Below are 25,590 nucleotides of genomic sequence, written 5' to 3'. Positions count from 1 at the left end.
CGTCGCGACGCCGCGGCCGAAACCCGCAGCACCTGCCACCCCCGCACCCCCCACGCAGCCCCCCCCCCGCCGCCGGGGCGCCCCCCCCCCCCCCCGGGGGCCCCCCCCCCCCCACACCTCCTACGGTCGCACCGTCAGCCCTTCACGGCGCTGCCGTTGATGGCGACGCGCCGGCCGTAGCGGGCGTAGGGGTAGTAGTCGTACGTCGCGTGGTGCTGGACGCAGCGGTTGTCCCAGAGGACGAGGGTGCCCGGGGTCCAGCGGACACGGCAGTGCAGGACCGGCCTGCAGGCGATGGTGTCGAAGAGCATGTCGAGCAGGGCACGGCTCTCCTGGGCGGAGAGCTGTGGGACGCGGCTGGTGTATGCCTTGTTGACGTAGAGCAGCTTGCGGTCGGTCTCGGGGTGACGGGCGACGAGCGGGTGCTCGCTCTTGGGGATGACGTAGTCCGCGGGCGGGGTGTAACCCGCCAGGGCATGGGCGCCGTCGTGTATGGCGGTGAGCGGGTCCAGGAGGGAGCGCATGGCCGGCGAGAGCATCTCGTAGGCGAGATGCATGTTGGCGAAGAGGGTGTCGCCGCCACAGCCCGGCTCGGGGATCTCGGTGATGTACAGCATCGACCCGAGCGACGGTTCGGCGTCGGCTGTGCCGTCGGCGTGCCACCCGTTGCCCGCCACGTTCGCCGCGGCCGACGTCGTGCGGATCTCCAGGACGTAGGGGTCACCCTCCGGCGGCGGCGGGCTCACGGGGCGCAGTTCGCCGAAGGCGGCGGCGAAACGCTTGTGGTCCTCGACGGTGATCTTCTGATCGCGGAAGACGAGAACGTGGTGATCAAGGAACGCGGTGCGGATCTCGTCCAGTTGCGTCGCCGAGAGCTCCTTCGACAGGTCGACGCCTGACACCTCCGCACCCAGAACGGGGGTGATCCGGTCCACCGTGAGCGTGCGGTACGGCTGCGCGGGACGCGTGGTCACCGCTTCCAGTGCTTCGCGTTCGTATGACTCCATGACTTCCTCCAGAGGGGGTACAGGCTTCGGCCGGGCAGTTGGGCGGGCAAGATGCTCCGAAAGCGGAGTCGGTCATGGATCTCGCCGTCCGCCTCGCACGTCTCGGGGTGTTGCAGTCGTCCGGTCCGGTGAGCCCGCGGGCAGGCCCGCGACCACGCCCCCGGGGCCGTACGTCCTCGATGTCCAGCGGGTCGGGCCCGGCTGCCGCGGGCGGCGACCCTCGGCAGGCGGGAGTGGGCCGGAGGTCACCGGGCGCGCTCCCCTCCCCGCTCGCGGCGGACAGCGGCTGCAGGGTCCGTCAACGTCGCAGTGATGATCTCGGCCACGGTGCGCACATGAGGCGTCGCGACGATGCCGTAGTGGTCGGTGGGCAGGCTCCGCCGAACGGCGGCAGAGGGCAGGCAGGCGTTCCACTGACGGTCCGTCTCCTGCTGGTCGCCGGGTGCGGGCATCCCCGCCGTGGGCTGTTCGGCCAGCCACATGAACGTGGGTGTGGAGGCGAGCGGCCGCACTTGGTGCTCACCCAGGCTGCGCAGGTTCGCCCGGCAGCAGCGGGCCAGCCGTTCGGCGTACGCCTGTGCGGGTTCGGACGAAGCCGGCGCCGCCCCGGCCCCCGCTGCCGATGCCGATGGGGTGCGGCTGCCGAGTTCGGCGGCGAACACCCTCTCGAGGTGCGCCTCGTCGTAGGCGGCGACCAGACCGCCCGCCTGCGGCCGCGGGGGGTCCAGCAGGTGGAGCGACTCCAACGGCCGCCCGGCCGACTCGGCCAGGCCCGCCATTTCCATGGCCACCCGTGCGCCGAAGGACCACCCGGCCAAGTGGAGCCGGTGGCCGGGGCCGCCGAAGCGGTCACGAAGTGCTGCGTCGTAGTGACGGGCGCGCTCGGCCAGTGACCAGGCGGGCATCTCGGCGTCGCGGAGTGCCGGATCGGCGATGAGGCACACGGTCGGTTCGGGCCCGAGAGCTGACACCAGCGACCGGTAGGCCAGGATGTCCCCGCCCACGGGGTGCACCAGACACAGGACAGCTGAGCTTGTTCCCTCCTGCCAGACGTCGAGGACGACTCGCGAGGCGGTGCTCACCGCCGTCCCGGCGGTGGGCTCGGCGGACGTGAGGGCCGCCTCCATGTGTTTGAGGACCTCGGTGAGGCTGACCCGATAGCTGAACGAGGCCAGGTCGAATTCGACGCCGTAGTCGTCCTCGATCTGGGCGATCAGGGTGATCAGGGTCAGTGAGTCGGCGCCGAGGTCGTACAGGGAGTCGTGCGGGTCCAGTTCGTCCACGCCCAGCAGTTCCTGGATCAGGCGGGTCATGGCGCCGGCGCGCTCCGCGGCACTGTCCGGGACGGAGGAACCCGCCTCGCCGTTCGTGCGGAGCGTCGGCCCGGACCGCGAGGTGAGCGGTTCCGCCCGGTCGTCGCCGGAGGGGGCGTAGAACGCGCGGGAGTCATCGATGTCGGTCGTGGAGACGAGCACCTGTGGCAGTTGCAGGGCCAGGGCGTGCGCGAAGACCTCCTTGCCTTCTTCGACCGTCAGTCCGACTTTCAGGTGGTCCTGATGGCGGCTGTTCCGGTCCATGACCCGGGTCGCCATTCCGGTCTCGCTCCAGATGTCCCAGTCGATGCCGATCCGGACGGTCGTCTCCGTCTCTTTGGCGCGGTGGTGGGCGAAGCCGTCGAGGAGGCCGGCGCCGGCCGCGTAGTCGCTCTGGCCGACGCCGCCGAGCAGGGCGGACATCGACGAGCAGTAGACCGCGATCTGCGGACGGAATGCCTCGATCAGGTGTTCCACGACGAGTGCGCCCTTCTCCCTTGCCATGGCAGGGTCGCGCATCGCTGCGGCGTCGCGCCGTACGAGCAGCCCGCCGTATCCGAGACCGGCCGCGTGGATCACCCCGTCCAGGCGCGGGGTGTGCTCGCCGACGGCCGCTGCCACTTCGTGTACGGGCATGGCCGCCAGATCCGCCGGGACGAGACCCACGCGGTCGGCCCACCGGGTCAGTTCCGCGGGCAGCCGCGGATTCCTCGACAGCAGCAGGACCCGGCCGCCGGTGTGTTCCAGCAGCCAGGCGGCGATGGCGCGGCCTATGCCACCCGTGCCGCCCAGTACGAGGTGCACCGCGTCCTCATCGGACGGTACGAGGGGCTCCGAGCCCGAGGGCGCCGGCACGGGCGTGGTGCCCGGCCGCCACCAGTAGCCCTGCCGCAGCGCAAGCTGCCGGGGCAGAACCGGGCTGTCGGGATGTCCGGCTCCGCGTGCTTCGGCGATGACAGAGGCCACCTGCCCGCCCCAACGGGTGAGGTCGCCGTCGGGGAGATCCAGCCAGTGTCCGCCCAGGGCAGCCTCCTGGGGGCCGACCTCGACCGGCCCTGCCAAGAGCGCCAGTTCGGGCCTCTCCACCGTCCCGGTCACGGGCCGGGCGCCGTACGACAACCACCACACGCGCGGGGAGCCGGTCCGCCCGGACAGTGCCTGGGCCAGCGCCGCTGTGGTGTCCAGGCAGGCGTGACGGGCCCGTCCCAGCGTGCCGGGACCGACGGGCCCTGTCACGTCCAGGGGCAGCGCGTGCACCCACTCCACGTCGCCCAGGGACACGGCGCCGTCGGTGCCGCCCTCGGTCAGCGAGTCGAGCAGCCGGCCCAGGGACGCAGGGTCGGCCGGGTCGGCGTCGAAGACATCAGGGCCCCTGCGTGCGAAGGCGCCTGAGGGGCGCACCCGCACCACGCGTGAGGCCACGGCCTGGAACGGCGCGAGCGCTGCCTGCGGAGTGCTCCCGGAGGCGACGACGACCACGACGGGCGCACGGCCGGCCCGCGCGGTGGTGTCCGCGGCGCCGGCGCGGCGGACCCGCACCCAGTGCGGCTGGTGAAGCCACTCGGTCCGGGGCAGCCGGCGGGGGACTGCCGGCAGCGCCTCGGGCGTGCGGTCGAAGTCGAACTCCGCGAGCGCGAAGGACGGGGGAGGGAAGTCCCAGGGCGCGGGGGCGGGGCCCGCCTGCCATTCGACGGGTCTTCCGGCGGTCCAGTCCTCGGCGATGTCGTGAGCAGTGCGACCGGCAGGGGAAACAGACGCGGCGTCCGGGTCCGCGGTGCCGTGTGCGACCTGCCCCGCGGCCACTGTGCGCAGCCAGTGCGTGGCCGCGGAGGCGTCCGCTACAGGTGCCGCGGCCCGCAGATGACGGGCCGCACGTCCGGCCTGGAGATGGCGGAGCACGGACTCGAAGCGTTCGGGCCGCAGTTGCAGGTAATCCGCGATCAGGGCGGCATCGGCGACGAGCGCCTCCGTGCTGGACGCGGACAGGACCAGGCACTTCGGCACCGCGCCGGTCACGGCGGTGCGGGCCCCGGTGTCCTGTTCCACGAGGACATGGGCGTTGGTACCGCCGATCCCGAAGCTGCTCACCGCGGCCACCCGTTCGCGCCCCTCGGGCCAGGGCGTCGCCTCGGCCGGGACGAAGAAAGGGGTGGGATCGGGGCCGATCTCCGGGTTGAAGGCACGGAAGTTGATGTTCGGCGGGATGCTGCTGTGGTGCACCGCGAGCACGGCACGCACGAGACCGACCACACCGGCGGCCGCGCCCATGTGGCCGAGCTGGCTCTTGACGGAGCTGAGCGCACAGCGACCGGACTCGCTCACGTCGAACGCCTGACGGAGCGCGCTCACTTCGATCGGATCGCCCAGCCGGGTGCCGGTTCCGTGCGCCTCCACGTAGCCGAGGTCGGCTCCCGTGCGTCCGGCGCGGGCCAGGGCGGTCCGGATCACCTCACGCTGCCCGGCCAGGGACGGCGCGGTGTAACTCATCTTCGCCGCACCATCGTTGTTGATCGCGGAACCTGTGATGACCGCGTAGACGGTGTCGCCGTCGCGGCGCGCCTGCCGTAGTGGTTTCAGGACCACGACGCCGACGCCGCTCGCGCCGATCGTCCCGGTCGCGTCGTCGCTGAAGGGGCGGCAGTCGCCGTCCGCGGAGAATATGTGCTGCGGGCGGTAGCGGTAGCCGCCGCTCAGCCCCGGGTCGACGAGCACTCCTGCGGCCAGCATCATCTCGGCCTCGCCCTGCCGGAGCATGCCGGCCGCCAGGTGCACGGCGACCAGGGAACTGGAGCATGCCGTCTGGGCGCTGAAGGCGGGGCCGGTCAGCCCGAGATGGTAGGCCACCTTGGTGGCCAGGAAGTCCTTCTCGTGGTGCAGGGCGAGCTGGAAACCGTCGGGAAGCCGGCCGGGGTCGGCTTCGCGCAGCAACGACTGGAAGTAGGTGTTCTCCCCGGCACCGGCGACCAGGCCCACGCGCGCTGCCGCAGTGTCCGCGACTCCGGCGTGTGCCAGTGCCTGTACGCAGGCCATCAGCAGGTGACGCTGCTGAGGGTCCATCAGACGCGCCTCCTGCGGGCTGATGCCGAAGTGGCCAGGGTCGAAGTCGAGCATCCCGTCGAGCGTGCTGTGCGCACCGATGACGCCCTCCGGAGCGTCGACACGTCGGATGCCGGTGCCGCCGGAGACGACGAGGTCCCAGAACGCCGCCAGGTCCGAGGCGCCGGGCACACGTACGGCCATGCCGACGACCGCGATCGGCTCGCCGGCCGTCGGGGGACCGCTGTCCGTCGTGGCGGGCGCGGCAGCTGCCCGGGTAGCGGGGTGGCCGTCGGCCGAGAGGTGACGGGCCAGGGAGCGGACAGTGACGTGCTCGAACAGGTCCGCGACACTGAAGCGCAATCCGAGTGCCGTGGTGCAGCGAAGGTGGAAGCGCATGAGAGCGAGACTGGAGGCACCTGCCTCGAAGAAGGTCTGGTCCGGTCCGATCGTCGCCCCGGTGACCTCCTCGAAGGCGACGGTGAGCCGCTCCTCCTCGGTCGACAGCCCGGTGTGCGAGCTTGCCGAGCGGCCCATCTCCTCGCCCTGTGCACGAAGTGCCGCCTGCCGGTCCAGCTTGCCGCTGGGGGTGCGCGGCAGCGTCTCAAGACTCCGGAAGCGGTCCACGCGGACGTAGGAAGGCAGCAGAGCCGAGAGGTGCGCGGTCAGGTCGTCGGCCGACGGGCACTCGCCGCGGACCTCCACACAGGCCGTCAACCGGTCGCCGTCGCGTACGACGACGGCGTTGACCACCGCCGGATGACGCAACAGGGCCGCTTCGACGGAGCCGAGTTCCAGCCGGTGCCCGCTCAGTTTGACCTGCTGGTCGTCGCGGCCCGCGTAGTGCAGCAGGCCCTCGCGGTCGAACCACGCCCGGTCACCGCTGCGGTAGAACAGGCCCGCACCCGGCACCTCGACGAAGCGGGTGTCCTCGAGGACGGGTCCGTCGAGGTAGCAGCGGGTGACCATCGTGCCGCCGATCAGCAGCTCGCCGGTGCACAGGGACGGAAGACTGTCGCCCTGGGCGTCCACCACGCGCAGGTCGGCACCGGCCACCGGTCGTCCGATGGCGGGCCGTTCGGGCCACTGACCCGGGTCACCCTCCAGGCACAGGGCACTGACCACATGCGTCTCGGTCGGACCGTAGTGGTTGAACAGGCGGGCACCGGGCAGTCCGGCGAACCAGCTGCGGATGGCGTCGGTGCACACGAGCTGCTCGCCCGCGGTTACCACCTCACGCAGCCGGGAGGGGAACCTGCCCAGGCGGACCGCGTATTCGGCGAGCAGTTGCAGGGCCACGTAGGGCATGAAGATCCGCTCGGTCCCCGCGGACTCCAGCCGCTCAAGAAGCGCGGGGACGTCCTGGCGCCACTCCGGGCGTACGAGTTGAAGAGCGCCGCCGGTGCACAGCGTCCCGAAGATCTCCTGGAAGGACACGTCGAACGCCAGCATCGAGAACTGCTGGGTGGCCGCCGGGCCGGTCAGGCCACCGGCGCCGGACTGCCACGCGATCAGGTCGCACAGCGTTCGGTCGGAGATCTGGACGCCCTTGGGGACGCCGGTGGAGCCAGAGGTGAACAGGGTGTACAGCGGTCGGGTGCTGTTGTGCGTGCGCTCCTCGTACGGCAGGCCCGCGTCCTCGCCCTTGTGCGGCGCCGCGTCCACCAGGACGACGGGGTGGCGCACCACGCCGTCAGGGAGCAGCGTGTCCAGCTCGGGGGCGCCGTCGTGCGCGACCATGACACACAGCGGATCGACCCGCTCCAGGACGCGACGCAGCACGTCGACCGGGTAGGAGGGGTCGAGGGGGACCGCGGTGACGTTCAGCCGGGCCAGCGCCAGCAGGGCCACCACGTGCTCGGCCGACGGGTCCATGTACAGGGCGGCCCGGCAGGGGCTGCCGTCGGCCGGGATCGGGTAGCGGCCGGCCAGCTCCGCCGCGAGGACCGCGGCGTGGGCGTCGAGCGCCGCGTAGCTCAGGCTGCCGCGGTCGGCCGTGATGACGGCGGGGGAGCCCGGTGTGCGAGCGACCTGCCTCGCGAAGCCCTCGGCGACCGTGGTGAAGCCCGGCTCCGGGACCGGCCCGCGCCCGTGTGCCGGAAGGGACCGCCGGAACGGCGCCACCAGCTCCCGTGCGGTGGAGCGGCCACCGGACGCGAGCGCGTCCACGCCCCGGCGCATCAGTTCGGACATCGCCTCGACGGCCTCGTCGGTGAATCGGTCCTCGGCGTATTCCCACAGGAGGTCGAGGCCGTCGGGGTGCTCGAGCACGGAGACCGTCATCGGGCACTTGGCCTCCGACGCGGGCCACCACAGGGGACGCTGGACGCAGCCGGGCAGCCGCAACGCCCCGAAGTCGGTGTTCTCGAGGACGAACAGGAAATCGAACGGGGTGCCGTCGCCGACGGCCTCCCAGCCGGTCAGCACATCGGCGAGCGCCACGTGGTGGTGTCGCAGCACCTGACCGGTGCCGGTCGCCGTGCGGGCGAGGTGCGAGCGCAGGTCCTCCCCGGGTACGACGGTCACGGGCAGCAGCACGGTGTTCGCCATCATGCCGACGCTGTCCTCGAACTCGCGCACCGGGCGGTTCGCGACCGGGGCTGCGATGCGTGGGCGGACCAGGCCGCTCACGCCGTACACGCTCCAGGAGAAAACGCTCAGCAGCACCTGGAAGCGGGTCAGCCCGAGCTCGGCGCAGAGCTGGTCCACCGTGGCCCGTCGTACGGCGTCGAGCGACGTGTGCAGCAGCCGCGCCCGCGGCGCCGGATCCATGTCCTGGGCGGGCAGCGGTTCCTGGGGCTCCTCCAGGCCCTGGTAGTGCGCCAGCAGCTCGTCGCGGCCTGCCTGATAGGCCGCGGAAGCGAACCAGTCGCTCTGCCAGGTGGCGAAGTCCAGTGGGGTCGGAGCCGGAGCCGCGCTCCGGCCGGTCCCGGCGTACTCGGCGGACAGGTCCTGCAGCAGAGTGCTCAGCGACCAGCCGTCGACGGCGATGTGGTGCAGGTGCAGCAGAAGCGTTCCGCCTCCGTCACGGGGCAGCCAGCAGACCCGGAGCATCCGGGGGACAGCGAGGTCGAAGGGCTCGGCGAAGAAGGCGCCGGCGAAGACGCGCGCTTCATTCTCCTCCCAGGTCTGCCGTGTACCCGGCTCGTGCCAGGGGTCGAATGGTTCGTCGACCGTCTGGCGGAGTCCCTGCGGCCCGAGGGAGAAACCTGTCCGCAGTGCCGCGTGGCGTGCCACCAGCGCCAGCAGCGCCTGCCGGAGGGCTGCGACATCGACGGGCCCGTCCACGCGGAAGACCTGGTTGACGGAGTATGCCCGGGAGCTCGGTGCCCGGCGCTGCAGCAGCCAAAGCCGCTGCTGCTCGCTGGTGGCGGGCGCCGAGCGGAAACCGGCGACCACCGGTGCCGGACAAGCGCTTCCCTCCGCCGGGCCGGTCGTGGTGACGGCCTGGGCGATCGCGGCCAGGTCGCCATGGAGGACGGCCGCCTGCTCCAGGTCGCGGCCCCACCGCTCTCGGACGGCGAAGCAGAACCGCAGGGCCTTCAAGGAGTCGCCGCCGCTGGCGATCCACCGGTCGCCGAGTGCGAGGCCGGTGGCACCCAGGATCTCCTCGGCCAGCGCGAGGACCTCGCGCTCCGCTTCCGTCGCCGCCGGTTGGCCGCCGGCGACCGGCCGCCAGGGCCGGCCGGCCTGCCGCAGCAGTGCGGCCTGGTCGACCTTGCCGTTGGCGTTGAGTGGCAGCTCCTCCACGAGATGGATCCGGTGCGGGCGCATGTAGGCGGGCAGCTGGGCCACGAGGTGGCTGTCGAACTGCTCGAAGGTCAACTCCTGTCGCAGGACGACGAACGCCAGCAGCTCGTTCGGCCCCGCCCGGCCCGCACGGCGTGTGCACACGTGGGCCTGCCGGACTGCTGGATGGGCGGCGACGCGCCGTTCCACCTCGCCGGGCTCGATCCGGAAGCCGCGGACCTTGACCTGACGGTCGGTCCGTCCGACGTACTCGACGCGGCCCTCGTCGTCGGCTCGTACGAGGTCACCTGTGCGGTAGTACCGCTCCCCGCCACCGTCGAGCCATGCGAGGCGCACGAAGCGCCGCTCGGTCTCCTCGGGGAGGTTGCGGTACCCGACCGCGAGACCGGAGCCGCTCAGCAGGAGTTCGGCAACCTCACCGGACGCGGCGACCCTCTCCTGGCCCGGCACGACCAGGACGGCTGCCGTCTCCGGCAGGGGCCGGCCGATCGGCACCACCTCACCGTCGAAGTCCCGGGGAATCGCGTGGCACAGGGCAAATGTCGTGGACTCCGTCGGCCCGTAGATGTTGAACAGCCGGGTCTCGCTGTCGGCGTTGTCCCGGTACCAACGACGCATCACCCCGGCGTCGAGCTGCTCCCCGCCCACCAGAACCTCACCGGCTGCGGCGAAGCAGTCCGGCACGGCCGTCACCATCGCGTTGAACAGCGCCGTCGTGATGAAGACGGTGTCCACCCGATCGCGCACCAGCGCCGCGGCGAGCCGCTCGGGCGTCTGCACATCCCCGTCGCGAAGGACCACACAGCAGCCACCGGTCAGCAGGGGGGCCCAGATCTCGAAGCTCAGCGCGTCGAACGCCGGGTTCGCCAGACAGGAATAGCGCAGACCGGGCTCCACACGGATGTAGCCGGGTCGTGCCAGCCGCATGATTCCGGCGTCGCGGACCTCGACCCCCTTGGGCCTTCCGGTCGTGCCCGAGGTGTAGAACAGGAAGGACACACCACCGGTCGCGGGCGGCGCCTGCACGGCGACCGCCGGATCCGGGAGTTTTGGCAGCAGGGCTTCCACAGCGACCGCCTTCACACCCCCCGGGAGCCCGGTGACGTTCTCGGGCGCGGCGTACACCACGGTGGTCGAAGCAGAATCCCGCAGCATGAACAGGCGGCGGTCGGCAGGGCTCTGTACGTCCAGCGGCACCACCTGCGCACCCAGCCGGAGAATGCCCAGCATCACGCAAACCAGCCGCCACGAGCGTGGCAGAGCGACCGCGACGGCCTGCCCGGCAGTCACGCCCTGCCGGCCCAGTGCCGTAGCCACGGCGGCTGCCGCAGCGTTCAACGTCGCGTAGTCCAGCAGTACGTCGCCGTCGGCGACCGCTTCCGCCCGCGGTGAGCGCAGGGCCCGGCGGTGTACTTCAAGGGCGATCCCGACAGCCGGACTCAGGTCCTCAGCAGGGTCGGCGGGGGAGGTCTTCACACGCGGTTCCATCATGCCTCCGACGTACCGGTGAGTGTCATGCGCTCCGTAACGGCCCCGCCCGGACCGGTTGCCAGCCGGTCCAGTTCAGCGGCAAGGACGCCCGCGACGCGAGGCAGTTCGTCGCTCTCCAACATGTCCCAGTGACCACAGGCCACCGGCTCGACGACGAACTGGCCGCTGACGCGGCTCCGCCAGAACGCGCGGAGGCGTTCGGCCGCACCGCCGCCGTCCTCGTCCTCCGCAGCCATCGCCTGCATCAGCACGACACGGGCCGGGGATCCGCGTACGGCGTAGTCGCGCGCCGTCTCGCGGTGGTGGTTGTAGACGTTCAGATACCGGGCCACCTGGTCGTCGTCGATGCCCGGGTACATGCCGTTGAACCGCACCAGTTTCTCCCGGAACTCCTCCATGCCGACCGGCGCGATCGCGGCCCGCTGCGCCGCGTCCTCCGCGCCGTGGGTGTCGAGCAGGACCACACTCACCCTCCCGTGTCCGGCCTCCACCAGGCGGCGCCCCATCTCGTAGGCGATCAGGCCGCCGTAGGAGAGTCCGCACAGCACCAGCGCCTCGTCCGGGCGGGGACCGATGAGCCGCAGATACTCCTGGGCCATCGCCTCCACACCGGGCAGCGTGGACTCGCCGGGGTTGATGCCGGGCGCCTGGAGTCCCACCACACCCACGTCGTCGGGCAGCGCCTGGGACAGCGGCAGATAACAGAACGCGGTGCCGCCGGCGGGATGCACGCACACCAGGCGCTGCCGGCCGCCGCCCGCGCGGAACTCCACCGAGCTGCGGGGCTCCGCGGACTGCGAAGCCCCGGCACCGATGCCGCGCACCCGCTCGGCGAGCGCCTCGATGGTGGGGTGCAGCATGACGTCCCGAACCGGCAGCGTCACACCGAGTTGCTCCTGGACGACGGACGCCATCTTGATCGCCGAGATCGAGGTGCCGCCGAGCTCGAAGAAGTTGTCGCCGATACCGACGTCCGGATGCAGCAGCACCTGCCGCCAGATCCGGTACAGCGCCATCTCGACGTGGTCGCGGGGCGCGGCCGTGTTGACCCGACCGGCGTGGGCCTCTGCCGCGGCGCGCAGCACAGCTGTCCGGTCCACCTTGCCGCTGCGGTTGAGCGGGAGGCGCGGGAACTCCGCCACCACGACGGGGATCATGTAGTCGGGCAGGCGGTTCATGAGTGCCCCGCGCCATTCGTACGCCGTACGTGTGGCCTCCTGGTCGCACCCCACGCCGGCCACCAGGTGGGGGCCGCCCGGCAGGTCGCGTTCGGTCAGCACAACGGCCTCCCGCACCCCCGGTACCGCCAGCAGCGCTGCCTCGACCTCGCCGGGTTCGATGCGGAAGCCGCGCAGCTTCAGCTGGTCGTCGCGCCGACCGACGTACTCGGCGTTGCCGTCCGGCAGCCAGCGCGCCAGATCGCCGGTGCGGTAGACGCGTTCGCCGGGCACGAACGGGTCGGGCACGAAGCGCTCGTCGGTGAGGTCGGGCCGGTTCAGATATCCCCGGGCCAGGCTCGCCCCGCCGATGTAGACCTCACCGGGAACCCCCACCGGCACCGGGCGCATGCGGCCGTCGAGCAGATAGAGGCGGGTGCCGCGCAGCGGCCGCCCGATGGGACACGACCGATCGTACGGCTGTGGATCGGTGTAGGCGGTGGAGTAGAGCGTCGCCTCCGTCGGGCCGTAGCCGAAACAGATACGCAGGCCGGGCAGAAGCCGGCTCATACGGTGCAGCGATCTCTCGGGCAGCGACTCCACTCCGGTCAGGAGTTGACGCAGGCTCAGCCCGGCAAGTCGCGTGGCCGGATCCTCATCGATCCACAGGACATAGGACGGAGGCAGGAACGCCTGGGTCACCTCACGTTCGCGCAGCCAGTCCATCAGGGCTCCGGGGTCGCCCCGCAGCTCGTCGGGGACGATGTGGAGCACGGCTCCGGTGGTCAACGGTACGAGAAGCTCGTGCACCGACGCGTCGAAGCCGATGCTCGACCACGCCGACGACGCCTCACCTGGGGCGTCTCCCATGAGTTCACGCCAGTGGTCGAAGAGATTGACGACGCTGCCGTGCGTCACCGCCACGCCCTTGGGGCGCCCGGTCGAGCCCGAGGTGTAGATGACGTAGGCGAGCCGGGCGGGATCCGCGTCGACCCCCGGCGCTTCGTCGCGCGCCCCCTCGGCCTCCACTTCCGCCAGGTTCTTCCACAGCTCCCGGTCGGCGCCCGCGGTATCCGCCTGGTCGGTCAGCACGAGCACCGGTACGGCGTCGCTCACCATGGCCGTGAGCCGCTCCGAAGGCTGTCCCGGGTCCAGGGGCAGGTAGGCGGCTCCGGCCTTGAGGATACCGAGCACGCCGACGACGAGTTCGACCGTGCGACCGGCGTGCAGGCCCACCACGCGATCGGGCCCGGCCCCGCGGGCGATCAGGGCGCAGGCGAGCCGGTCTGCCCGGCGGTCCAACGTCGCGTAGTCCACAACCGCGTCCCCGGCCACCACCGCGGGCTGCCGGGGCCGTTCGCGCACCTGCGCTGCGAACCGCTCCAACAGGCCCACAGGTGCCGGTGCGCCCGGTACGTCCCCGGGGCCACCGGCGCTGAAGGAGGCGAGGAGTTCACGCTGCTCGTTCTCGTCCAGCAACGTCAGGTCGGAGATCTCGGCTTCGGGCCGTTCGGTCATCAGGCGTAGGACCCGGAGGAACTGGTGGATGTACCGTTCGACGGTCGCCCGGTCGAAGAGCGCCACCGCGTAGTCGATCTCCCCGACGAGGTGGCGGCCTTCGTCGGCCAGCGCCAGGACCAGGTCGAACTTCGCGGGGACGTGAGCGGCGTCCTCCCGCAACTCGACCTTCACGTCGGGGAGTTCGAGTTCATCTCGCATGGAGGGAACCCAGGCGAACATGGCCTGGAACAGCGCCGTGTACGCGGGACTCCGCGGTGGGTTGACCGCTTCCACGACTCGCTCGAAGGGCAGGTCGACATGCTTGAGGGCGTCGCGGATCCGCTGGTTCATCTGCTTCAGTGCGTCGCTGACGCTGGGGGAGCCGGACAGATCCGCGCGTAGGGCGAGGGTGTTGACGAAGAAGCCGATCAGGCCTTCGACGTTCCCGCTGCGGCGGTTCGACGTCGGGGCGCCGACAACGATGTCATCCTGTCCGGAGAGCAGGGACAGCAGCAGCGCCCAGCCGGTCAGAACGGTCGCGTAGAGGGTGACACCGTTGTCGGCGGCGAGGCTGCGCAGGGCCTGTGTCAGGTCCTCCTCCACGGTCACAGGCACCCGGTCGCCGTCGAACACCTGCTCCGGTGGGCGAGGTCGGTCGGTGGGCAGGGAGAGTACGGCTGGGGCGCCGGCCAACGTGGCGGCCCAGTAGTCGGCGTGGGCGGTGGGCTCTTCACCCGATATCCAGTCCCACTGCCGGCGCGTGTAGTCGCTGTAGTGCCAGGTGAGTTCCGGCAGGGACGTGTCCCGCCCCTGCCTCAGCGCGCTGTACACCAGGCCCAGCTCTCGCAGCAGCAGGGTGCGGGACCAGCCGTCGAAGATGATGTGATGAGCGGTCAGAAGCAGCACGTGATGGTCCGGTTCGAGCGCTACCAGGCATCCGCGCACCATGGGCTCCTCGCCCAGACGGAACGGAGCGCCTTCCACCGCCTGCCGTGTCCGCGCGAAGCGCTCAACCGCGTCCGGAAGTCCCGTCAGATCCTCGAAGGTGACAGGGAAACCCGTCTCCGGCGGGTCGACGACCTGGAGCGCGGAGCCACCGAAGGGCACCAGTCGCGTGCGCAGGGCCTCGTGCCGAGCCGCGAGCAGGTGCAGAGCCTGGATGAGCATGTCCCGGTCCAGCAGCCCCCGGATGTCGAAGGGCATCGGCTCGTTGTAGGCGGCGCTGGCGTCTCCGTCCATGCGCGCCATCACCCACAGCCGCTCCTGCGCCAGCGAGAGGGGGGCGGGGGATGTTCCCTTGCCGGAGTGATCGATGTTCTGTATTCGGGGGGAAGACACGGGTTCCTTACTGGAAAAGAACGCGGCGAGAATCTGATCGTGGTTTCCGGGCAGCTCGGATTTCACACCATCGGGTGCGCACGTGCCTGGCGTGGCCGCTCTGTGCGGATTCAGCCCGATGCCGGGAAGTCTGCAGTGAAAAAAATCCGAGCGAAAGAGGCGCCGCGGCGGGAACGGGGCGGCGCGGGGCTTTGACCTGGTGGGGGGTAAGTGGGCAGTGGTGCAGCCGATGTGCAGGGAATGCGGCGGGAGCGGGCTACCGTGGTCTGTGTCGGTTTCCTCGCGGGTTCAGCAGTGCCTCGGGTGAGCTTGTGCGTGTCGCCATGTCCTGCCGAAACTCCGTCGATCGAGTCGGATGGGTGCGCGCGAGAAGTCAAGAATGACACTGCTTTCCGACTGCCCCTGCGGTCGCCCATTCCTGCCGATATTAAATGCGCGCCGATTGGATGGTCAACAGTGACCCACGCCACACGTCTTCGGCGGTGCGCCGTCGCGTGTGCGGGGTAGGCGGCTTCAGGTTTCTTTTATGCTGATGTGTCCTGTGCGGGATGCTATGAGCTCGTAACAGGGTCCCGATCGGGCCTTGTTGAGGCGTCGCGGCTCCGGTGGGCCGGGACTCGGTCTACAGGTCACCAGGCCTGCTTCGTTGGTGCTGTAACCCCGTGGCGATCAGGCCCGACGGTTGAGGCGCTGGTGGCGAGTCGAGCACCACCGGGCGTGCCAGGTGGAGTTCGGTGGTCGAGGCGCCCTTCGTCCAGAGTCTGGCCGCGTCTTCCGCCGTGCGCGTTCCTCGGACTTCTGCATCTCGAGGACGGCGAAGACACGAGCGCTTGAACGCTTACGGGCGCTCCCGCTGGTGAACAGTGCAGCGCCCGCGATCGCGGGCGGCACGGCCAGGAGGCCGATCGCGAGCAGTTCCGGCCAGTCCCGCTCGGCACTGCACAGCTTCCCCGCACCCTGGCTGTACGGCGTGCCCTCGCTCTCGTAGAAAACGGGCGCGTCACAGGCGATCTCGTAGCTGTGGTCGTGCACGCTGAAAGGCACCAGCAACATGTAGCCCAGCCACAGGAACAGGGCTGCGGAGAATGCGATCAGGCAGCCACCCCAGGTTCGTTGGCGCTCGGCCCCGTCCCCACGAAGGCGGGTGGTAGGGAAGGCAGCCGTCAGGTTGCCCGGGTTCGCTCGCGAGGCCGCCGTTGCCGGCGGCCTGTCAGACCCCAGCACCGTCACCGTCCATGACCTCGGGCGCGCCTCGCGCGACGGCCGGTCGGTCGCGGCACTCGATCCTGTCTTTCGCAGACGGTACGAGCAGCCGCAGTTCTTACTCACCCCGCGGCCTCTTCTAGAGTGATCCGCATGCCCATATCGGTTCATGCGCTCGCACACCGGCCGTTGACCGCGGGGGTCGTCGCTGAGCTCGTTGCCCTGCCGACCGTTCCTGCCCTGGACACCGACGACGCGATGGCTGCGGAGATGCAGCGGCGGGGATGGAGCTGGGAACACGAACTGGTCTGCGACTCCGTCAGGACCGGATACGGACACATCCTGTGCACCGACGGTTATGACCCGTTCGGCCGCCCTGATGCCCGGCGCTTCCTCGTCTTCGGCGAGCTGTATCCCGTCGATCCGGAGGACTGCAGCATGACCAACGGCCCCTGGCTGTACGAGGTCATGGACGACTGGCAGCAGCTGCCCGGCTGGAGTGGCCGCCGGGCGTGCACAGATCAGGAATGCGAGGCCGTCCTCACTCAGGCGGCACAGGCAGTGACCGAGCAGCTTGGGTCAGGTCCGGAGAGGACGCTGCTGTCGTCCGCAGCCGTTGTCACCGGCCCACTCCTGACCCACCGCATCTGGCGCACCCCCACCCACGCTGTGATCCTCGGGCCAGCTGCCGACAACGGCCCCTACGCCTACCTCACCCACTTGCAGCTTTCCGTCACGCCCCTCGACTGCGCCCCGGCCCTCCCGCCTGCTGAGGACGCAGACGGCCTGACCGCTTGGATCAGCGCCCACGTCGACTGGTGACTCCGCCACCGGCGTGCGCGGACCCGGTCCGAGCGCCGAGCCACCCACAGCCCGAGGCTCGCCATCCACCGCCCCTCGTCTGCCGCCGGCCGTCTCGTCCGTGTGGTGAGTACCCCGATCCCGATGTGCCTCAGTGGATCAGAAGGAGTCTCGAATTCCTTCCTCCCCAGGCGGTTACGGCGCACCGTCGATGACCGAGTACACCCTGGGCGCCGTGTGTCCGGGCAGCCGGCTCGACGCCCGCTCACACGGCTGGACACTGCCGGTTGCCCCGACCGGCGCCCCTGCACCACGTGGTCTCGACGGTCGCGCCGTATCGATCCGGAAGCCTGGTATGAGGGCGAAGATCAGCCGCACTCGAAACGCCGGACGGGCGTTCCGACATCGGGCCGCAGAACCACGGCCGGTTTGTCGGCACTCCAGGACCGAGCTGTGCCGTGGGCACGGGACAGCTGCCGTGGCATAGCGCGGACGAGCAGGAATCCACTACGCAGGGTCACCGAAGGACCTCGGGTTCACTGGCGTCTGGACGCTGGGGCCGTACCGGGGAGATCTGGCGTCAGTGAGTTTGTTCGGCTTGGTCGAGGCCCTGCACAGCCACGCATCCGACGCCATCGGTCGCAGGCTCCCTCCACCGGTGCGAGCATAGGACGGCACCCGCGACCACGTAGCGCGGCCGAAGACCGCGGTAGACACGACAGGCACAGCCCTGCCTCCCGACTCCGGAGAGGAACAGCGCCGTGGGCGATCCCACGCAACCGTCCGTGCCCGCCGACGGCGCACCGCCCCAGCCGGAGGACGTGGCGTTCGCGCGCCGGATCCGCAAGGACTTCCAGCGCATCCAGATGGAGCACGAGTTCGCCGTCGACGAAGTGCTGACCAAGGTGTCGATCCTTCGGAAGGAGTTTCTGCACCTGCACCGTTACAACCCGATCGAGCACGTGGCTTCACGGGTCAAGTCCCCCGCGAGCATTCTGCAGAAGGCCGCGCGCCTCGAAATCGCCCCCACTCCGAAGGCGATCAGGGCCCACATCCGTGACATCGCGGGCGTGCGGATCACATGCAGCTTCATCGCCGACACCTACCGGGTACTGGACACCCTCACGTCCCAGACCGACGTACAGGTGCTCCAGGTCAAGGACTACATCACCCACCCGAAGCCCAACGGCTACAAGAGCCTGCACGCTCTGATCGAGATCCCTGTGTTCCTCAGCACCGGCCCGGTCTCCGTGACCGTCGAGATACAGGTGCGGACCATCGCCATGGATTTCTGGGCCAGCCTGGAACACAAGATCTACTACAAGTACGACGGTTCAGTGCCTGCCGACCTCGTCACCAGCCTGACCGAGGCCGCGCACCTGGCTGACGAGCTCGACCAGCGTATGGAGGAACTGCACACGGAGGTGCGCGGCGCCGGGTGGGAGCGCGTCGAGGACGACGCGCCGGACATGGACGAGCAGATGCTGATGCGGCTGTGGAACAGCGCTCGCACACATCGTTGACGAGGGCGACAGGACGACGAGCTCGGTCAGTCCGGGATGACGGCGTCGCGGTGGCACACTCGGGGACGGACCCGCCCTGGCCCGGAGTGTGTGAGACGTGAGACCCGTGTATGTCGAGGCGGACTGCGCCACCCGACGTACACGGCCCCCTCTCTTCCCAACCTGGCCGACGCCACCGCTCGGGTGTCGCCCCTGGGGACGAGCTCTACCCGTCACACGCCCTGAGTACGGCGCCGGCGTGTTGCAACAGCAGTTCGTCGTCGGCGCAGCGGTAGCGCATCCGGCCCCCGCCACCTGTGTTGTTGTGGCGGCGAGTGGCAGCGAGTTCCTCGCGGAGGACGGGGACCGCGGGGGCGGCCGCGGAACCCATGCCCGCCCACACGCCTGCTACGCCGGGTCTGTTGTCGATGTGTGAGGACCACGCGTGGAGCAGGACGGGTAGGGACTCCTCCACGTCACGGCCCGTCTCCCACAGTGCCGCCGCGAGGTCGCCCGCGACCCAGCCGACGTTCCTCTCCGGTGAGGCTGCGAGCGCGCGCAGTTCGGGCAGGAGCACGGCAGCCCCCACTCCTATGCCGGATACCGCACGCAGTGCGTCGCACAGCGGCGACCACTCCTCGGCTGCGAGCGCCGTTCTGAGCGCGAGCAGGACGGTTTCTTCCTCGCCCCCGACCTGCGACAGTGCCGCCGCGGCAGCGAGACTGTGCCGTGACGGGCTGTTCCGTGCCAGTGACCGCAGCTCCGGGAGGCACTCCCGGGCGGTCGCCGGGCCGAGCCGTGCCAGGGCGCGCAAAGCCGCGCCCCTCGCTGGGACTGGCCGGTCCTCGGGGGTCCGCAGGATCCGGAGGACCGTGTTTGTCGCCTCGGCCGACCCGACGGCCACCGCTGCCTTCAGCAGGTGCTGGGCGCGCCAGGAGCGGCTGTTCACGGGATCGGACGCGGACAGCCTTTCGTTCAGCACCGTCGCCAGTGTTGCGCCGGCACTCCGGTCCATGCGGTCGATCCAGTCGCCGAGGTCCTCCGGTACGTGTCCGAACCGCAGCACTTCCACGAGCCCCGGTACGGCACGCGCGTCGCCCTGTGCGGCGAGCGCGCTCAGCACAGCTCCGTAGGAGGTCTCGTTCCACCGTGCTTGGGGCCGGAAGTCAGGCCCGGCCGAGACGCGTTCGGCCAGTGCTTCAGCCGCGGGCGCGCCGATGGCGTACAGGTGTATGAGCTCCGAAGCCGCCCACCGGATGATGCGGTGGTCGGCTTCGCGGATCTGCTCACCCAGGAGCCGCACGGGCTCCTCGTGCGGGCCTCGCCATCCCGTGAGCAACAGGCCCGCCATGTCGATCGCGTCACGTCGCTGGCCCCAGTCGGTGCTGCGCAGCTGGTCCTCCAACAGCGCGAAGCGTTCGACGGCTCGGTCGTCCAAGGCGCGGTGCAGCCCCGCGAGCAGTTCGGTCGCCCAGGGGGCCTTGGCCGTGGCGCGCTGGGAGGCTTTGAGCCCGCGCAGATAGGAGATCATCGTGGGTGTCCGCAGGGCGGGGCCCGTGTTCCTGTCCGACGCGTCCTCCGACGCGTCGCGTGCCTCCCGCATGACGCCAGTGGCGATCTCCACGAACCGGTCAGGGAGCCTGCCGGGCGCGCAGCGTGCCAGCTGCACAAGGGCGGACAGCTGCAGCCCGGTCCTGCCCGGTGCGTCACCCCGGGGGAGGAGGCCGGCCAGGGTCTCACCTGCACGCTCCGCGAACCCGGCCCTGCGGACACCCAGTTCACCCAGTGCGGCCACCAACGCCCGCAGGGCACTCGGATCCCGCTCCCCGGCGAGCCTTCGGCTCAGCGCGGCCAGGACCTTCTCCGGCTCGTCGTGCAACTGCACCAGCGCGCCCGGCAACGCACACCTCAGCCCCTCGTCCGCGTCGTCGAGGAGCTCCAGGAGCGCACCACTGCGCGCCCGCACCTGCGACTCCGCCTCGGCGATCATCCCGGCCCAGGCCGCGTACTCTTCCTCGTCGTCGGACCAGAAGTCCATCTCCTCCGGGTCGCGGCCGTCCCCCTCGACACTGCACAACAGGTCGACGATCTCGCCACGTCCCGGCAGGCCGACCGTCCCGACCAGCTCGAACAGGAACGGGATACAGGCGACCGTGCTGTCGTACACATCCCCTTGGTGGTGCACGGCGCCGTGCATGGCGTCCAGCGCGATCTCCCGCTCGCCCGCGTCGGGGGACGCCAGCCCTCGCAGTAGGTTCGGGACATCGGAAGCGTCGCCGTACGCATGGCCCATGGACGCCCAGTCGACGTCGTCGATCCCCTTGAACATGACCGCGAGTCTGTCAGGCGCCTCGGACAACGGCGGCCGACGGCGGAGCTTGTGCTCTCGCGACCCGGTTTGAGGGCGTGCCGGGGACGGGGACGGGGAGGGGGCGGGCGCAGGCGGGCCGCGACCCATCCGATGGACGTCACATCACGTGATGCCGAACAGCTTTCCGCGTGGTTTCCACTCGACCGCACTGCTCCTGTTCCCTCACTCCTGCGCCCACTCGTACGCGTGATCAGCGACGAACTCGGCAAAGGCGCGCGGCGGGCGGCCGGTCAGTTCCAGCACTGCGGTGCTGACCTGGTCCTCGCGTCCCTCCTTGATTTTGCGCTCGACCGCCGCGAGGGCGGCAGCGAACTCCGTCGGCATTCCGGAGGCACGGTAGGCGGCAGCCTGGTCCTCCTCCGTGACGTGCTCCACCCGGACCTGCCGGCCGGTCCGAGCGGTGATGATCTGCGCGGCCTGTGGATAACCCATCCCGTGCGGCCCGGTGATCAGGTAGTCGCTTCGAGCGTCCACTCCCAGGTCAGCCAACAGCGCGGCAGCACTGGCCGCGACGTCCCGCGCATCCACCCACCCCAACCTGCCGTCACCGGCGGCGGTGCGGATTTCACCGAGTCGATTGATGTGCTCGGCCAGAGGGTGCGGGCGAAGAAAGTTCTGCATGAAGCCGGACGCGCGGAGTACGACACCTCCTGGTTGGGCCCGAACCTGTGCGGCCATCTCCACAGCGCTGGGCGCGTTCGGCAGGACGATGGCGGAGCCGAGCATGACGAGGCGCCGGACACCGGCCCGCTGCGCTCGGCGCAGGAAGGGCTCGACCAGCGGCAGCGGGTCCACGGACTCCACCGGAGGAAGCAGAAAGACGCGGTCCATCCCGTCGAGCGCGGGTCCATACGTGATCGGGTCACTCCAGTCGAAGCGAATCGCGTCAGGATCGGCTGCTGCCGGGTTCCGGCTGGCTGCCCGAGCCTGCACACCAGCGTTGCGGAGTTCTCGCACCAGCGTCCTCCCGGTTCTGCCGGTCCCTCCGGTCACGAGCACTCCGGACATCAGGCGTTCTTCCTTCCGAGCGAGTCGATCAGCCCCGCGAGCCCTCCGGCAGCGGCGGCCGCCGAGAGTGGGCTCCAGTAGTCCCTGAACAGAGCGATCCGCCCGTCGCGGACCGTGAGAACCACGATGTAGTCCAGGCGGTAGGGCTGGGAGGTCGCCACGGTGCTGCCGATGGCCGTCCACTCCACCACGACGGTGTCCGCTCGATCCGTGGGCCGCACGGTGAGCGCGACCACCTCCTCCATGTCCATCAGATCCGGATAGTGAGCGAGGTGGGTGCGTACTTCCTCACGTCCGCGGAGAACACGAGGGGAGATCCCGGCTGCGAATGGGAACTCCGCGATCCCGTCGGGCGCCCACAGATCTGCCACGGCATTCATGTTCTTGGCCAGCATCAGGTCGATCAGGCGACGAAATATTTCCTCAGGTGTGCGCGACACAATTTCTCCTCGTAGTCGACAAACCGACCAGGCCACCATGCACAGCGGATCTGTTGGCGCGGAACGGACAGCCAAGCCCCGGACCAACAGTGCGAGGCTCAGCTGTTCCCCCCTGTGACAGCATGAATGCGTGAGCAGCCAGGAACTCGCAGACTTTCTCCGCCGCCGCCGCGAGGAACTGCGACCAGAGGAGGTGCCGGCCGAAGCGACGATTCCACCGGGCCGACGCGCCCGTCGCACACCCGGACTGCGCCGCGAAGAGGTGGCCGCCCTGGCGCAGGTGTCGGTGAGCTACTACGAACGACTGGAACAGGCACGCGCCCCCCGGCCCTCACCGCAGGTGCTGTCTTCGCTGGCGACGGCTCTCCAACTCGCCGAAGCAGAGCGTGATCATCTGGCCCGCCTGGCCGGACAAGTACTGCCGGCGGAGTACGACGGCGCACCGGAGCACGTGCCCGAGGACGCCCGACAGCTACTCGGCAGACTCGACGGCATCCCGGCCTACATCGTCAACGCACGGCTGGACATCCTCGCTTGGAACGCAGCGGCCGCAGCGTTGATCACCGACTTCTCTCGACTCACCCATGACGAGCGCAACCTCACGCGCATCTCGGCAAGATTCCGTGACACCCTCTGCACCGGCGCGCCCGGTTCGGAGTCCGACTTCTCTCGGCAGGCAGCCGCTGACCTGCGCGCAGCCAGCGTTCGGCAACCCACCGACAGCGTGCTCGCAGAACTGATCAACGAGTTCGCGACCCACGATCCCGATTTTGCGGGCAACTGGCGTAACCACGCTGTGCGCCCTGTACCCAGCGTGCGGAAGAAGCTGCATCACCCCACTTCGGGCGAGCTGGAAATCGACCGGCACACCCTCAGCCTGCCCGGCTCAGGCTTCTCCCTGGTGATGTACACCGCAGAAGCCGGGAGTCCGAGCGCCGCCGCACTGAGGAGCCTCTGACCGCTGCCACTGCGGAAGCGACCCCATCCGCCGAAGTCGGGCCGGTAGTCCCGGAGTCGGTCAACCTCACCCCGCCCGCATCACGCCACGGGCGTGTCTGTCCGACCTCGAGACGGAGCAGATGTGGTTCCGGCAACGACTCTCGGTCCGCTGCTTGGCCGTCCGCCGGCGGGACCACGGCTCCTGACTCGGTGGGCGAACCGCAGCCGTCTGTTCCCGAGGGACGGGTCAGCCGGTGGCGGAGTGGGGGGCGGTGGCCTGGGAGACGTCCTGGTGGATGGTGAAGACCCGGTCCAGCCCGACAACTCCCAAGACCCGGCGCGTGTTGGGAGGGACTCCGGCCAAGGCCAGGGCTGCGTTCCGCTCCGTGACCAGGTTGCGAGCCGCCAGCAGGGTGGTGATGCCGCTGGAGTCGCAGAAATCCATGGCGGTGAGGTCCAGGACCAGTAGTTGCCCTGCGGTAAGCGTGAGGTCGTCGAGGACTCTGCGGAGTTGGGGTGCCGTCGCGTATTCGAGGTCACCGGCGATCTCCAGTACGGGGCCGGTGGAGGCGTCTCGGCAGGTGATCGTCAGCGGGCTCATCTCAGGTCTTCGTTCGCGAGGGTGGGAAGGGACTTGGGGAGCGGGGCGGGTACGCCGAGGGCGAGCAGTGCCGTGTCGTCGTCGAGGCCGTCGCCGAAGCCTGCGAGGAGCCCGGTCAAGGCGGTCACAAGCGCTTGAGGGCCGGCGGGGGGCTGGCCGGCGGTGAACGCGCGCAGGGCGTCCTCTCCGTAGAGATCGCGGTCGGGCCCGATGCGTGCCTCGGTCAGGCCATCGGTGTACAGCAGCAGGGTGTCGCCGGGGTGCAGATCGGTGCGGGCGGCGGTGAACTGGGCGTGGGGCAGGACGCCGATGAGCATCCCGCCGGAGGTGGGCAGGAACTCTGCCCTGCCGTCGGCGCGCTGGATCAGAGCGGAGGGATGGCCCCCGGAGGCCAGGTGCACGCCGGCGATGTCGCCTTCGCGGTGCAGGATGCCGAAGATGGCGGTGCAGTATCGGGGGTCGCCGCTGGCGTAGCGCTCATGGAGGACGGCGTTCAGGGTGGTCAGGACGGTGACGGGGTCGGGGTCGTGCAGGGCGGCGGCCCGCAGTGTGTAGCGGGTGAGTGAGGTGACCGCGGCGGCCTGGGGGCCCTTCCCGCACACGTCGCCCAGGAAGAACGCCCACCGGTCGGTGTCGAGGGGGAACAGGTCGTAGAAGTCGCCGCCGAGCAGGTCCGGGGAGGCTGTGTGGTAGTACGAGCCGGCTTCCAGGCCCGGAATCACGGGCAGCTCGGCGGGCAGCAGGTTCTGCTGGAGCACGGCGAGGGCTTCCTGCAGCCGTGCACGGTCCGCCTCCGCCTGCCGGCGTGCCTCCTCGGCCGCCTGGCGGCCGCGCAGCAGCTCCATCTCGTAGGCACGGCGCTCGCGGGCGTCGAAGACGGTGGTGCGGATGAGGAGCGGCTCGCCGGACTCGCCGGCCTTGACCTTCGAGGTGACCAGCACGGGAATCCGCTGCTTGTCGGCGCCTTTGATGTCCAGGGCGATGCCGCTGATCTCGCCCTTCATCTGGAGCATCGGGGCGAAGTGCGTCTCGTGGTAGAGCTTGCCGCCCACCGTGAGCAGATCGGTGAACCGCATCCGCCCCACCACCTGGTGCCTTTCCAGGCCCAGCCACTCCAGCAGGGTGCCGTTGATCTTGGCGATGGTGCCGTCCATCATCGTCGACAGGTAACCGCACGGGGCCTGGTCGTACAGTTCTTCCGCGCTGTCCTCCAGCAGGCCGGTGAACATCGCGTCCGTGGCGGTCACGCCACGGTCTCCGCCGGGGTCCTGGTCCTCTTCGGGGCGGCACGTCATCCAGTCGTCCCGACGAAGTCGGTGATCGCAGCGGCGGTGGCCTCCGGAGCGCTCAGCTGGGGGCAGTGCCCCGTCGCCTCCAGCGTGACCAGCCGGCTGCCGGGGATCGCGGCGTGAACGTAGGCTCCCACCTCGCGGGGAGCGATCACGTCCTGCCGGCACTCCAGGACCAGCGTCGGCACGCTCAGCGTCTTCAGGTCCGCACGGCTGTCGGACAGGAACGTCGTGCGGGCGAAGACCCGCGCCATGTCGGGGTCGGTCGCGCAGAACGAGGTGGTCAGCTCCTGGCCGAGTTCCGGGCGGTCCGCGTTGCCCATGATGACCGGGGCCATCGCCGCAGACCATCCCAGGTAGTTCGATTCCAGGGATTCCAGCAGCTCGTCGATGTCGTCCGCGGTGAACCCGCCCCGGTACCCGTCCTCGTCGATGTACCGCGGAGAGGGCGCGACCATCACCATGCGGGAGAACCGCGACGGGGCCTGCGCTGCGGCGAGGACCCCGATCATGGCGCTGACCGAATGCCCCACGAAGGTCACATCCCGCAGGTCCAGCTCCTCGCAGACCTCGAGCACGTCGAGGGCGTAGCCCTCCAGCGAGCTGTACCGCTCCTCGTCCCAGGCCGCAGGGGCCGAGCGGCCGGATCCGACGTAGTCGAAGAGCACGACCCTGTAGTTCTCGGCCAGGGTCGGGAGTACCAGGCGCCACATGTTCTGGTCGCAGCCGAACCCGTGCGCCAGCAGGAGCACCGGGCCGTCCACTCGCCCGGCGACGGTGATGTTGTTCCTGCTCCGGATGTTCATCCGTACAGTCTCCCATCCCGCTCTCCACCTCCAGAAGG

13 protein-coding genes are annotated in these 25,590 nt (G+C 70.2%); 3 read left to right on the top strand and 10 right to left on the bottom strand.

Features of this window, described 5'->3' with window-relative positions:
• Positions 1-134: 134 nt before the first annotated feature.
• The 4 genes from ABZ441_RS30670 to ABZ441_RS30655 form a co-directional block, all read right to left on the bottom strand.
• A complete protein-coding gene (locus ABZ441_RS30670) occupies positions 135-1,007 on the bottom strand; it encodes a TauD/TfdA family dioxygenase (RefSeq protein ID WP_358980139.1) in 873 nt (290 codons plus the stop codon).
• 245 nt (positions 1,008-1,252) lie between these two features.
• Positions 1,253-10,582, bottom strand: a complete 9,330-nt coding sequence (locus ABZ441_RS30665) for an amino acid adenylation domain-containing protein (protein ID WP_358980137.1) — start codon at positions 10,580-10,582, stop codon at positions 1,253-1,255.
• An 11-nt stretch (positions 10,583-10,593) separates the two neighbouring features.
• Positions 10,594-14,592 (bottom strand): amino acid adenylation domain-containing protein, encoded by a 3,999-nt coding sequence (locus tag ABZ441_RS30660; RefSeq protein WP_358980135.1) that lies wholly within the window; start codon positions 14,590-14,592, stop codon positions 10,594-10,596.
• Positions 14,593-15,261: 669 nt separating this feature from the next.
• Positions 15,262-15,645 carry a hypothetical protein gene (locus ABZ441_RS30655; RefSeq protein WP_358980133.1) on the bottom strand — a complete coding sequence of 128 codons (384 nt, stop codon included), beginning with the start codon at positions 15,643-15,645 and terminating at the stop codon, positions 15,262-15,264.
• 303 nt (positions 15,646-15,948) lie between these two features.
• Here ABZ441_RS30655 and ABZ441_RS30650 point away from each other — a divergent pair, with 303 nt between their 5' ends.
• Together ABZ441_RS30650 and ABZ441_RS30645 are read left to right on the top strand one after the other, a co-directional pair.
• Complete coding sequence (locus ABZ441_RS30650; protein ID WP_358980131.1) at positions 15,949-16,617, top strand: hypothetical protein; 669 nt, start codon at positions 15,949-15,951, stop codon at positions 16,615-16,617.
• A 740-nt stretch (positions 16,618-17,357) separates the two neighbouring features.
• Positions 17,358-18,119 (top strand): GTP pyrophosphokinase family protein, encoded by a 762-nt coding sequence (locus tag ABZ441_RS30645; protein ID WP_358980129.1) that lies wholly within the window; start codon positions 17,358-17,360, stop codon positions 18,117-18,119.
• A gap of 205 nt (positions 18,120-18,324) precedes the next feature.
• Here ABZ441_RS30645 and ABZ441_RS30640 read toward each other — a convergent pair whose 3' ends face one another.
• The 3 genes from ABZ441_RS30640 to ABZ441_RS30630 all read right to left on the bottom strand — a co-directional run bounded on the left by ABZ441_RS30640 (position 18,325) and on the right by ABZ441_RS30630 (position 21,920).
• Positions 18,325-20,427 (bottom strand): hypothetical protein, encoded by a 2,103-nt coding sequence (locus tag ABZ441_RS30640; RefSeq protein WP_358980127.1) that lies wholly within the window; start codon positions 20,425-20,427, stop codon positions 18,325-18,327.
• 204 nt (positions 20,428-20,631) lie between these two features.
• A complete protein-coding gene (locus tag ABZ441_RS30635) occupies positions 20,632-21,477 on the bottom strand; it encodes an NAD(P)H-binding protein (protein WP_358980125.1) in 846 nt (281 codons plus the stop codon).
• Positions 21,477-21,920, bottom strand: a complete 444-nt coding sequence (locus ABZ441_RS30630; protein ID WP_358980141.1) for a nuclear transport factor 2 family protein — start codon at positions 21,918-21,920, stop codon at positions 21,477-21,479. Before ABZ441_RS30630 ends, ABZ441_RS30635 begins: the two co-directional genes overlap by 1 nt.
• Positions 21,921-22,047: 127 nt before the next feature.
• Here ABZ441_RS30630 and ABZ441_RS30625 point away from each other — a divergent pair, with 127 nt between their 5' ends.
• Positions 22,048-22,875 carry a helix-turn-helix transcriptional regulator gene (locus ABZ441_RS30625; protein ID WP_358980122.1) on the top strand — a complete coding sequence of 276 codons (828 nt, stop codon included), beginning with the start codon at positions 22,048-22,050 and terminating at the stop codon, positions 22,873-22,875.
• Between the two features lie 228 nt (positions 22,876-23,103).
• Here the strand turns inward: ABZ441_RS30625 and ABZ441_RS30620 are convergent, their stop codons facing one another.
• Genes ABZ441_RS30620 through ABZ441_RS30610 form a run of 3 tightly spaced genes read right to left on the bottom strand, consistent with a single transcriptional unit; the run spans position 23,104 to position 25,552 of the window.
• Positions 23,104-23,457, bottom strand: coding sequence for an STAS domain-containing protein (locus ABZ441_RS30620; protein ID WP_358980120.1), 354 nt, complete (start codon positions 23,455-23,457; stop codon positions 23,104-23,106).
• Positions 23,454-24,752 carry a SpoIIE family protein phosphatase gene (locus tag ABZ441_RS30615; RefSeq protein ID WP_358980118.1) on the bottom strand — a complete coding sequence of 433 codons (1,299 nt, stop codon included), beginning with the start codon at positions 24,750-24,752 and terminating at the stop codon, positions 23,454-23,456. Before ABZ441_RS30615 ends, ABZ441_RS30620 begins: the two co-directional genes overlap by 4 nt.
• On the bottom strand, positions 24,749-25,552 hold the full coding sequence (locus ABZ441_RS30610; RefSeq protein WP_358980116.1) for an alpha/beta hydrolase: 804 nt from the start codon (positions 25,550-25,552) through the stop codon (positions 24,749-24,751). The genes ABZ441_RS30615 and ABZ441_RS30610 overlap by 4 nt, the downstream gene beginning before the upstream one ends.
• Between the last annotated feature and the right edge of the window lie 38 nt (positions 25,553-25,590).

The organism is Streptomyces sp. NPDC005752, assembly GCF_040630715.1.
Lineage (GTDB): Bacteria > Actinomycetota > Actinomycetes > Streptomycetales > Streptomycetaceae > Streptomyces.
This window is presented reverse-complemented; position numbering and strand designations above follow the sequence as displayed.